The organism is Pseudobacter sp. (assembly GCF_051955275.1).
Taxonomy (GTDB): domain Bacteria; phylum Bacteroidota; class Bacteroidia; order Chitinophagales; family Chitinophagaceae; genus Pseudobacter.
This window is the reverse complement of sequence record NZ_JBQCGW010000264.1, coordinates 25,359-37,008: the sequence shown is the minus strand read 5'-3', so window position 1 is coordinate 37,008 and position 11,650 is coordinate 25,359. Positions and strand designations below refer to the sequence as shown.

The window sequence follows — 11,650 nt, the reverse complement described above, 5'->3', positions numbered from 1 at the left end:
CCTGGTATTGGGATATTTTTCTACACGCCCGGGCCGGGTGGTTTACGTGTTTGTAACATAAAACACCACAAACACGATCGACTCTACCGTGCAGCAGGTAATCAAAGAACTGGATGGGTCTCCGGTGACAGTCACTTTGTTCACCAACCTGCTTGACGACCGGGTGAACCTTGGCGTACCGCAGAGCAGGAACAGTTATGTCTGGAACTATTGGGAAAAGTACAGGAGGTTCTATCCCAATATCAACATGAAATATGAATACTATTATGCGATTGGCCCGGGAAACAGTTATCTGATGAATGCATACCGGGGAAAGAGCGTGAAGGAAATAGCTGAATTGACAGCCCGGGCAAATGGTCTCGATTTCAGTCTTTTCAAAACACCGGAAGAGATCAGCAAGCGGTTTGATTTCAGCAAAGAGCCACCAGTCTTGTTGATGGAACTGGAGTACAAAGGGAAGAAAGCCGTGTTGCGGACATTCCCAATAGACCCGAAGTGGCCGGCCGATCCCACAGTGGCGGGGACTTTAAGAAGACTTGTGAGAGCCACTACACCGAAAGTGTTCTTTTCAACGGGGCATTATGAAAGGAGCCCGGATAAATTCGGAGAGCGTGAATACAGTTCGCATACAAAAGATGTGGGGGCTGAAAACTCCCTCGTCAATCAGGGAGTTGATGTGGATACCCTTTCCCTCCTGAACAATGCTGTTCCTGCCAATGCTGCCATGCTGGTGGTGGCCGATCCCAAAACTGAACTGGCGCCGGTAGAGCAGCAAAGGATCACGGATTTCCTGGATAAAGGCGGTAATGCTATTTTTTATGCGGAATACGGGAAGCTGGAAATGTTGCAACCGGTACTGAACAAGCTGGGTGTTCAATTGAACAAAGGAACATTGTACGACCAGGATGGTGAGGTTTCATATATCGATATGGAGGCGAAAGCCACCGCTGCCGGTAATGACCTGGCAGGAGAGGAGGCCATGCAGATCTATAGAATTAAAAAGAAAATAGGCGCATCCGCCTGGTTTACCAGACCGGCTACGATCAGTTATGAAGAAAAGGACGGGTTCGCCATCCGCCCGATCTTCAGCAAAAAAGGCAACGCGCGCATCTGGATAGAGAACGGGTTGTATGTAGCAGATTCGGCAGAAGCTACCTTCTCTACTGCGGAAGGTGATCTGAGAAAAGATGAATATGTCCTGGGCATTCAGATGAGCCGTTCCATCAACGGAAAAGAGCAACGGATCATCATTACCGGTGATGCCGATCATATGTCGAGGTTCAGGGGAAATGGTGCATCTGTGTTCAATGCCTATTACAGCTGGCTGATGTATAATGAGTATCCTGTCTATAAAACAATGAGGTTTCAACGGGATACTCTTTTGAGCATCGGCAGAACAACCGGTAAGATACTGTATAACGTATATGTATACGTGCTTCCGGGAGCGTTACTCGCCTTTGGCATCATCATACTGGTCAGGAGAAAAAGAAAATAATCAAGTAAGGGAAAGTTAGCCATGTAAATACGGGGACTGACCATTGGGGTCGGCCCCGTTTTCTTTTGCTGTGCCTGAAAATAACAATGTGTGCCCTTAAATAACAGCGTGTGCCCATAAATGTCAGCGTGTGCCCAGTCGCTCGCCTCCCGGCGAGTGACTTCTATTTGCTCGCCTCTGGCGAGCACCGTGTCGCCGGAGGCGACGGAATATTTGTCACTCGCGGGGACGCGAGCGACTGCTCTCCGATGAAATGCAAGTGGTTTTCATCCTCAGCAACCAGATAGCCGTCAGCCCGAACAGCAATACCACCAATGGCAGGTAAACGGTATTGTATAAAGAACCTTGTAGCCAACCAATGTTCAGGAAATCCGATCCCAGCCTCCAGCTCGACCGAAGAATATTCACCAGCATCACGAACCTGATGATGCGGTGAACCTTCGGTTTGAAAATAAAGAACAATGAAAAATAAGTGATGCTCGTAGAGAAGATCAACGGGAAATACAATGCATGCTGAATGTTGGCGAAGGTGCTGTATTTGTCAAGGATATTCTGCAATACACCAGGATCCGCTTTCAGCGCCTGTTGCGGCAGGTAGAGCTGGATGTAGAACAATTCAACGGAGCGAAGGGAAATTTCCAGCAGAAAAAATGTAAAATAACCTGCCATGCCTACTATTGCCCAGAACCGGTTGATCGTTGCTGCAATATAGCAGACGGTGATATTCAGGATCAGCATCGCGAACATACTGATCAGCATCAGCCATGATCTTGTGACGTGCAATGCATGATGGCCCTGCATCATTTCTTCCTGTGCATTGGCTGCAGCAGGAAACTGTGCAAATACATACCATTGAAAGCTTTGTACAAGAATATAGGCAACGGCAATATAGGCCGCTGTTTTCCTGATAGTGTTAAGGTCCATAGTAAGTTTTCATTTGTGATCTGAAATTATCCATTCTTCTTCCTGTTCCCATGCTGCCTGTACAAATCCCGGAAACGGATAACTTTTCTAAGGAATCGTTATAATTGAAAACTGGTATTTCATCCACGGCTGCCTTGCAGTAAATTGAAGTGATATGCATAAGAACGCCACCAGATCATATTACCAGGCAGTTGCCTTACGGCTGCTGGAATTTATTGATGCTCATCTTCAGGATGATATCACGGCAGACCTGTTAGCAGAGCATGTGTATGTCTCAAAAGACCATCTTGCGGTCATTTTCGCTCAGGTGCAGGAGGAGCCCATCGGGAAGTATATCCGAAGGGCCCGCCTGGAGCGTGCAGCGGCATTGGTCACCTACAGCTGCCGCCCGCTCAGCCAGGTAGCGGAACTGGTGGGGTATTCAGGCAAGCATGCTTTGTCGAAATCGTTCCGGCAGCATTTCGGGAACAGCCCCGGCCGGTACAGAAAACGATTGGGCTATTGGAAGCATTCACCTAATGTGATCCTGGATGGGATAGCATCGGAGGAAGAGTATCTGTCCCTTATCGATGAGCATTTTGAATTCAGTCATCGCTTCGAAGAACTTTATGATCATTACACTTTATGCCGTCCGCTGCGGATGGTGACTGCCCTTGCCAGCAACGGGTTCTCGTATGAGTTTTATCAGCAGCAAACAGAACAGGAGTTTTTAAGCCTGCAGGCAGGAGGCCGTTTTGTGGTACGTCCCTTTGATTCGATCAACTTTTGCCCGGCGGCTTATTTCAATATGCATCATGGCTTGTTGTTGCACAAGAGTATGGTAGACGCATTGCCGGTGGAGATCCGGCAGCAGTATTTTTTGTCGGCCATCAGGAACGGCAAATACCTGGTGCTGGATATTCCGGGAGGAGATGCGGAAGCGCAGGTGAAACGCTACACCACGCTGTTCCGGGAAAACCTGATCGGCCGGCAAAGGCTTTTTGACCTTGATGATTTCTGCACATTTCTGTTGCCGGGGAACAATCCGGCATCGGCCGGTCAGTTCTATATTTTTCTCAGGGATTAGGTTTGCCGGGCAATTTCTGTATTTTTGCAGCGCTACCCTGTACTCCTGAAAGAAGGCAATCATTATCATAATTTTCATTGCCTTATGCACACCTTTCGCCCCCTGCTTGTCTGTATTTTATTTTCAACCTTCATGGGCTGCAGCCCCAACGGGTCATCGTCCCGGAAGATCCATGGCACCTGGCTTTCCCTCTGGCAGAAAGATATCAGGCTGGAGCTGACCTTCCAGGAAAATGAACGGTTTAAAGTGGTACTGCAAAGAACAGGGCAGGTGCATACGAATCTTGGCTGGTACAAAGCAGAAGATGGCATACTGGCTATCAGGGATTCCGTGGATTACCCGCTGCCTGTCTGCAATCTTGCTGACACAGGACGGTATCAGTTCCAGGTGAACAACGATACGCTTCAGTTCAAACTGGTGGATGATAAATGTGAACGGAGGTCTTACGCATTGCAGCTGGAAAGATTTGTCAGGATCAGTAATTGATCATCGCTCAAACCATTTCTTGAACGCAGGCGCTTTTTCCCGGCTGATATCGATCTCTTCTTTCAATGGGGACTTCAACCTCAATGTCAGTTTCTGGTTCTCGTGCAATCTGATGCTGGCAATAGCCTCGATATTTACAATGTATTGACGGTTGGCCCGGTAGTATTTCTGTGGGTCCAGCAACTCTTCTATTTCTTCCAATGTGGTGTAATCAACAATATGCTGATCCCCGGAAAATGTATGCAGGTAGTATAAATTCTCTTTGGAAAAGAAAGCAATATCGTGCGTGTTCACCGGGATCCATTGCTGGCGGATGCTGACGATGAACTTTTCTTTGAATACCGGCCTGGCGTTGCCTGCTGCCAGGGACTCCATGAACTGCATCAGATCTGCAGGAACGATCGCATTCCTGTTGTGCACGTTGCGGCTCTTGTCTATTGCCTTCTTCAATTCTGTTTCCAGCACAGGTTTCAGCAGGTAATCGATGCCATTCACCTTGAAGGCCCTGATGGCGTATTCATTGTAAGCCGTTGTGAAGATCACAGGGCAACTGAGTTGAAAAGTGTCGAACAGGCTGAAGCTGATCCCGTCTCCCAGCTGAATGTCCATGAACAGCAAGTCCGGTTCCGGATTCTCCATGAACCATTTCCTGGCTGTTTTCAGACTGGGCAATACTGTTTCAATACGCAGGTCCGGGGCCACTTCATTGATCTTTGCCTGCAGCTCTTTTGCCACCAGTGATTCATCTTCTATGATAACAGCTTTCATGCTTTTAGGTGATTGTGATTATAACAATGGGATCTTTACAATAAAATACTGCTCCGTTTCCAGGATCTCCGGTTTGCGGTCTGAAAGATAGCTGTAAAGCGACCTGAGGCTTTCAAGCCCCTGCCGGTTGCTGGTTTCCACGAATTCCTTTTTATTGAGATTGTTCTTTATTACCAGCTGCAGTTGGTCATTTACGCGTACATCGATGATCAGCGGGTCTTCATCCGTTACGATATTATGTTTGACCGCATTCTCGAAAAGGTTCTGAAGAGTCACGGGAGCGATCTTCATATGATTGAATTCTTCGCCCACATCGATATTCACCTGCAATGCATTCCCGAATCTTGTGTGCTGCAGTTTCACGTAGGCTTCGGAGAATTTTATTTCATCGATCAGGGGCACCAGTTCTTTCTCCCGGTTGTTGAGAATGTAACGGTAGGTGCTGCTGAGGCCATCCAGGAATTGCCCGGCCAGTTTTTGATCTGTGCGGATCAGGCTGCTGAGCGAGGTGAGTGAATTGAAGAGGAAGTGGGGGTTCAGTTGTTGCTTCAGTCCTTCATACATGGCCATGGCCTTTTCTTTCTGCAGCATGTCTGCCTTGTGTTCCAGTTTGTGCAGGCGTTGCTGGTTACGCAGCCTGAAATGGTAGATCAGGAAAACTGTCAATAACAGCAAAGTGATCATGCATAACCGGAACCAGGTGCTTTTGTAAAAATGACCGGAAATGAAAACCGGGATGGTCACCAGTTTGCTCTCTTCTTTGTACAGACCTCCTGTAGCTTTCACCTTGAACACATAATTGCCGGGCTGCAGGTTGGCATACCCGGCATAACGGTTATGGGTATTCGTCCAATCGGCGTCAAATCCTTCCAGTTTGTAGGCATAACGCTGCCTGCCGGTCTTGTTGTAGTCGATGCTGGCAAACTCGAAGGAGAAATGATTCTCGGAGGGCGCCAGTTGTATGGTGCCGTATTTGCCGAGGTCTTGCCCATAAAAGCGGGGATGCCCGTTCACTGTAAAGGAGGTGATGATCACCGGCGGTGGGCTCTGCTGCCGGATCAGGTCTTCAGGGTTGAAGCTGTAGTAACCTTTGACGGAACAGATACTGAGACTGTGCTTGCTGAGTTGCCGGATGCGGGTGCCGATGGCGGGCACCTGCAGGCCATCGCTGTAGCCATAACTGGTGATGCTTTCTGTTTCCGTATCGAGGCGGCAAAGCGCCGTTTGCGTGATGCACCAGATATTGCCGTCATCAGACAGGGATACACTTTTTACCAGGTCTGCACTGATACCGTTTTCTGCGGTATAGATCTTTTTCAATTCAGTATTGCCGGCTGTTGATATTGCATATTGCAACAGGCCGGCATCCGTTCCTGCCCATAGTTTTCCCTTATCGCTGGCGATATCATAAACGGTGTTTACCCTGATCGTTTCTTGGGGAAAAGAAGTATTGACAGCAGTGACTGCCGCAGTGCGTGCATCGATCCTTCCCAGGAATCCGTTGTTACCGCCGATCCAGGTGTTGCCTTGTTCATCTTCGTGCAGGCTGGAAATATGATTGGTGGGCAACTGATAGGGTGGTTTGGCTGCAGTGGAGTAATGCCGGGTGAAGGCGTCTTTTTCCGTGTCGTAGAGGTACAGGCCATTCCTGAGTGTGGCGATCCATAATCTCCCATCCGTAGCTGATTGTATCCTGCTCAGGTAATCGCTCTTCCTGCATTCTTCGCGATCTCCGGGTTGCCGGACCTTCCGGAGTGTCATCCGGGTTTCATCGAACTGATACAGAAAGTCCCTGGTGAGGATCCAGATCCTTCCTTTTGCATCTTCCAGCAGATCCGTTACCACCAGGAATTGTTCTTCACCGGGTATGATATCGAAGGAGAGGACAGTTTCTTTGTTGGTCAGTTTGTTTTTTACATACAGGCCTCTGTCGTACGAGGTGCCGAGTAATTGCCATTTCCTGTTCTCCAATATTGCGCTCACTTCATACAAAGCAGTATTCTGATGGCTCTCAACAGGAGTGAACCTGAATTTGCGGGCAGGATTTTCTGTTTTCATCAGTCCCTGATCTCCGGCGATCCAGATATTGCCTGATCTGTCTTTGTAAACCGATTTCACATTGCCGGGTTTGCTACCTGCGGTATTCCGAAGGAAAGAGAACTGTTTGTTCTTCTTGTTAAAATACCCGATGCCTTTGTCGGCAGCAACGATCATGAGGGAGTCGCCTTCCTGCACCAGTACATCCGGTATGATATTGCTGGCGGGCGATGGAGTAGTGTAATCGAAATGTGCCCATTGACCGTTGCGGGTATCGAAGCGGGCCAGGCCGCCCGTCCAGGTGCCCATCCACAAATAGTTGCCATCCCTGCTGATGCTCTGGAGCAGCTCCTGGTCCCTTTTCCCGGGATGCAGGGGGGTGTGGCGTAAATGTTTCATGGCCGTATTGACCGGATCGAAGGTGTACAGGCCTGCATGTGTGGCCAGCCAGAACAGCCCCGAGTGGTCTTCGTGCAATGCATAGATCGTATTGTAAATCCCGGGCAGGTCGCGGGTGATGGGGACGCCTGATGTACTTGTCAGGTTGAACTGACTGAAGCGGCCGGTGTATTTGTCCAGTTTGTACAATCCGCCCTGCCGAACGCCGATCCAGATATTGTCCAGCTTATCGATGTGCAGCATGGTGATCTCCTGTGTCTGCGTTTGGTTTTCCCGGTCATATATTTTGAGAGGATAATGCCTGAATACGCCGGTGGCAATATTGTAACTGCTTACGCCGCCGTACAGGAAACCGATCCAGATATCTCCCACCTGGTCTTCTGCGAGCTTCGTGATGAAGTTGGCGCGGATGGTATTGCTGTCTGCCCTGTTTTTTCTGAGTGTATTGAAATTATAACCGTCGTAATAATTGAGGCCGTCTGGTGTGCCGATCCAGAGGATGCCGCGACTGTCCTGTAAGATGCATCGGATGATATTGCTGCTGAGCCCGTCAGATTCCGTGTAACGCGTTATGGTCAGTTCACTGGATTGGGGGTATCCTGCCTGAACTGACAATGAAAAGATAACGATGAGCACCCATCGCATTCTTTCAGCTACGCATATGAAAATCGGAAATTCCATTTTATGGTGGTTGTAAAACTATCGATCCGTGCAGGTCTGGCAAGTTTTTCCGGCTGAAGCGTAGCTGATTTCCATTGAAGCGCCGGTGCCCCAAAAGGCAAAACGGTTTATCCTGTTTTTTACCTCCCTTCAATTGGATTTCTGCTACATGTCAGTGCCATAAACTTTTTACAGGCTGTGGACGGGAATAGTTTTGCAGTGTCAAATCAAAATACATCAATAAAAATTAAACCTGAAATGAAACTTAGTTTTTCCCGTCCGTTCGGACTCCTTTTACCCCTCGTACTGGTATTGGGCCTGGCATTCCTGGCCAGCTGTAAAAAAGACAAGGCAAAAGCGCCAACCGGCAACATGATGTTCTACACCTTCATGAACAATTCAAAGTTCGATGCCATCAAGATCTATGTGGATGGCAAGGCAGCAGGAGAGATCACGCTTACGCATATCGAGAAGCCTCAATGTGGCACGGCCAGCAGCATCAATGTACTGAATGTTCCGCTTTCGCCTGGTAAGCATAGCTGGTATGCAAAGCAGATCAAAGATGGCAAAGAAGTGGATGAGTGGGATGAGAGAGAGGATAACGTCAAAGAAAATGAGTGCACCTACATGAAACTGACCGAGTAACTTGTTGAAGCAGCAGCGCAATACAGTTACAAAAAGAAAGTACAGCCATGAAGTCACATTATGAAAGAAGCCCCGGTACTGCTACCGGGGCTTACCCTGACTCAATACGAACGGATGCAAAGAGTCGCATTGAACGGTGCGACTTTAGGGGTTACAATATGTAATAGAGTTTCTTTGAATTGTCCTGCGGAACCGGTTCCGGCATCTGCTGGTCGCGCAACATCTGCCGCAGGTTCTTTTCGATATTCTTCGCGATAGTGGTCATTGGTGTATCGGTCGGTTTATTCTCGAACGGATCCTGCAGATGAATGGCCATTTTCTCGATCAGCAGGAAACAGGCTGATACAGCCATCACCATTGGTATTTCGAAGAACCCGAAATATTCGATCAGGCTGAATGGAAGCAGGCAGATGAACAACAGCAGCGAGAAATGGATGTAAAGACTGTAAGTGGCCGGGAATACCGTGTTCTTGATCCTTTCACATTTTCCCATGGCATCACATAAACGGGTAAGCGTTCTGTCCATCTCCACATGCTGATATCGGTTGATATAACCCTCTTCCAGTGCTTCTTTCAGGTTGCGTCCATGCAGCTCCAGCAATGCCGTAGGCACATTGTCGTAATGCGAAATGAACTGCATTTCCTTCTCACTGATATATTTTTCCAGGCCTCTTGTTGCACTCATGCCGCGGAGCGACTGCCCCAGGCTGTAGTTCCAGGCAATCTGTCTCCGGATCATCTTCTCCCTGAATCGCTGCACTTCATCTCCCGGATAAAGCACGTCCGTGTAGGTGAGCACCTGCCTGGAAAGTGTGCGCGAATCATTCACAATAGCGCCCCACACATGGCGGGCTTCCCACCAGCGGTCATATGCCTGGTTGCTCCGGAAACCTAACAGCAGCGAGATCACAGTACCCAGTATTGCCGGAACGGCAAGGGGGATGGAGATCGGCGCAAACTCAAAGAATGCATGGAACAGTGCAATACCCGTGGTATAAAGAAGAATGAAGATTATCTCATTGCGAATTTTCCCGAAGATGTACCGCAGCGGAATATTCTTTTGTAATAACATAGGCTTCTGTTTCTTTTACTGAGTAATCATTTTCACTTACAACCGGGTTGCTCCTGGGAGCAGTGGAAGTTGTGGTTACCGGTTGCATTTTCTTCACAGGAGTAAAATTCTTCAGCAGGGTTACACCTGATTTTCTGAAGAGAGGAGCAGGGTTCACACTCTGTGGGTGCACGGGCGTGAAAACATATCCATCCGGAAAAACGATCAGGTCAATTTCATTGGCATCCAAAAAATTGTGGAATACTGCATTCGTATTACCATACAAATGCCTCAGCAGAATGCTCTGAATGGCCTTTGGATTTTGTTCCTTGATGCGCTTGCATCCGTTACGGAAAGCATCTGTTACTATATCTCGGTAAGGCAATTTGCCGTTGTTGCCTACAATGTCACCAGCAAAAAAAGGTATCTCGAAAGCATGAAAAAGGATAATGTTCAGATTCTGATGCTGCAGGCTCTGCACAGTTTTCTCTACCAGTTCAAGAGATGCCAGTGAGTAATCAGTTGGGATCAGTACATTTTTCATATTTACACTTTGTATTCGATAATCATGTTACTGAATGCAAAGTTGCACTGCCGCCATTAAGAGTATTTAAGACGCACCTAAAGAAACCGTAAGAATTTGATTAGAATCTGATAAGAATAATTAGAATGATGTAAGAGAATCAGGCGTTTCAACGTTGTGTTTAATCTTCTGGTTGTTTACTCCGGGTGGGATTCAACAAGGTTTGCTGCAGGAAGTGAGAGCGTAACGCTGGTGCCCTTATCTACTTCCGAATGTACGTTAATACTTCCATTATGCAACCTGATAATGGCCTGGGTCAATGGAAGACCAACGCCATAACCTTCATAATTATTAGTATTGGAAGCCCTGAAGAAAGGCACATAGATATGTTTCAGTTCATCTGCGGGAATACCGATGCCCCTGTCAATGATCTTTACCAGCACATTAAGGCCTCTGGCCTCCACGCTCATGGTCACCACTCTGTTATTCGAATATTTGCAGGCATTCATGGCCACATTGGTAAGAGCCAGTTTCAACAGGTTGAGGTTTCCATGCACGGAGATGCGGTTCTCATCGGAGGGCAATTCCGACAGATCAAGCTGTAATTGGTTCTGCGGATCTATTTCGTCGATGGATTCTTTTACGGTGAAGGCAAGCTCATCCATTCTGAGGATCTCCCAATTTTGTTTCTTGCCGTCAAACCCTGACCTGGCAAGGTTCAGCAGGCTGGTGGTGAGGCGATGCAGCTTGCCTGCCTCCCTTGAAATGATCTCGAGGGAATTCCTGTATTCCTCCTCGGTTCTGCCTTTGGCCAGGGCAATGTCGGACTCGCCGATGATGGCAGTCAGCGGTGTTCTTAGCTCATGAGAGGCATTGCTCACAAAATTATTCTGGGTTTCCATGGAAGCCTGCAGGCGGTCCAGCATATTGTTGAACGTATGCGCCAGTTCTGCCACTTCATCCTTTCCTTTTTCTTCCAGGCGAAAATGGATATTATCTGCACTGATGGTATTTACCCGGGCAATGATCTTACGTACGGGCTCGAAAGTTTTCCTGGAAAAGAAAATGCTGACGGTGAATACGATGATGATGGATATGATAGCGAGAATGGCCTTTGTGTTCCGGAGATTCCGCAAAAGGTCTTCTCCATGTTTGTTCACGGCTGATTTGATAATAAGATAAGGGCCGTCCTGTTCATCATTATAAAGAATACCTGCGTAATGCACGTTCTTTACATGTGCAAAAGCTACTTCTCCCTTTTTATTTGCTACTTCCCTTACAAAGGAAAGATCAAGCGGAAGTCCCTGCTGGCGCAGGGTATTCTGATCAACACTGTCGTATCTCAGAACGTATTCCTTCTCCTGGGGAAGCACTTCCAGGTACTGCTGACGGAGTTCACTGAATGCGTCTGTGGTAGTCTTGTCCTGTTCAAAGAGGATCCGGGTGGAGATATGTGCCCGCAGTTCAAGCCGTTTCAGAAAATCGTTGAAGGCAAACCGGCTGGTGAAATAGTACACGGTCAGACTGGTGGAAAGAATGATGGTGGCCGTGAGCGCGGTGAACAGCAGGGCAGTTTTAGTCTGGATCTTCATACGG

10 protein-coding genes are annotated in these 11,650 nt (G+C 48.0%); 4 read left to right on the top strand and 6 right to left on the bottom strand.

Annotated features, from left to right (window positions below):
- Positions 1–88 precede the first annotated feature (88 nt).
- A complete protein-coding gene (locus tag ACTHMC_RS23150; protein ID WP_440416830.1) occupies positions 89–1,495 on the top strand; it encodes a DUF4350 domain-containing protein in 1,407 nt (468 codons plus the stop codon).
- Positions 1,496–1,711: 216 nt separating this feature from the next.
- Here ACTHMC_RS23150 and ACTHMC_RS23145 read toward each other — a convergent pair whose 3' ends face one another.
- On the bottom strand, positions 1,712–2,419 hold the full coding sequence (locus ACTHMC_RS23145; RefSeq protein WP_440416829.1) for a hypothetical protein: 708 nt from the start codon (positions 2,417–2,419) through the stop codon (positions 1,712–1,714).
- Positions 2,420–2,573: 154 nt separating this feature from the next.
- Between ACTHMC_RS23145 and ACTHMC_RS23140 the strand changes: the two genes are divergently transcribed.
- Together ACTHMC_RS23140 and ACTHMC_RS23135 are read left to right on the top strand one after the other, a co-directional pair.
- Complete coding sequence (locus ACTHMC_RS23140; protein WP_440416827.1) at positions 2,574–3,485, top strand: helix-turn-helix domain-containing protein; 912 nt, start codon at positions 2,574–2,576, stop codon at positions 3,483–3,485.
- 132 nt (positions 3,486–3,617) lie between these two features.
- Positions 3,618–3,971, top strand: coding sequence for a hypothetical protein (locus tag ACTHMC_RS23135; RefSeq protein WP_440416826.1), 354 nt, complete (start codon positions 3,618–3,620; stop codon positions 3,969–3,971).
- Here ACTHMC_RS23135 and ACTHMC_RS23130 read toward each other — a convergent pair whose 3' ends face one another.
- Positions 3,972–4,739 carry a LytR/AlgR family response regulator transcription factor gene (locus tag ACTHMC_RS23130; protein WP_440416824.1) on the bottom strand — a complete coding sequence of 256 codons (768 nt, stop codon included), beginning with the start codon at positions 4,737–4,739 and terminating at the stop codon, positions 3,972–3,974.
- Between the two features lie 18 nt (positions 4,740–4,757).
- Positions 4,758–7,856 (bottom strand): ligand-binding sensor domain-containing protein, encoded by a 3,099-nt coding sequence (locus ACTHMC_RS23125; protein WP_440416822.1) that lies wholly within the window; start codon positions 7,854–7,856, stop codon positions 4,758–4,760.
- Positions 7,857–8,093: 237 nt separating this feature from the next.
- Between ACTHMC_RS23125 and ACTHMC_RS23120 the strand changes: the two genes are divergently transcribed.
- Entirely contained in the window at positions 8,094–8,480 is a 387-nt protein-coding gene (locus ACTHMC_RS23120) for a hypothetical protein (protein ID WP_440416820.1), read from the top strand.
- A 151-nt stretch (positions 8,481–8,631) separates the two neighbouring features.
- Here the strand turns inward: ACTHMC_RS23120 and ACTHMC_RS23115 are convergent, their stop codons facing one another.
- From ACTHMC_RS23115 to ACTHMC_RS23105, 3 genes are all read right to left on the bottom strand, one after another.
- On the bottom strand, positions 8,632–9,552 hold the full coding sequence (locus ACTHMC_RS23115; protein ID WP_440416818.1) for a bestrophin family protein: 921 nt from the start codon (positions 9,550–9,552) through the stop codon (positions 8,632–8,634).
- Positions 9,497–10,075, bottom strand: coding sequence for a hypothetical protein (locus ACTHMC_RS23110; protein ID WP_440416816.1), 579 nt, complete (start codon positions 10,073–10,075; stop codon positions 9,497–9,499). Before ACTHMC_RS23110 ends, ACTHMC_RS23115 begins: the two co-directional genes overlap by 56 nt.
- Before the next feature lie 176 nt (positions 10,076–10,251).
- On the bottom strand, positions 10,252–11,646 hold the full coding sequence (locus ACTHMC_RS23105; RefSeq protein WP_440416814.1) for an ATP-binding protein: 1,395 nt from the start codon (positions 11,644–11,646) through the stop codon (positions 10,252–10,254).
- Between the last annotated feature and the right edge of the window lie 4 nt (positions 11,647–11,650).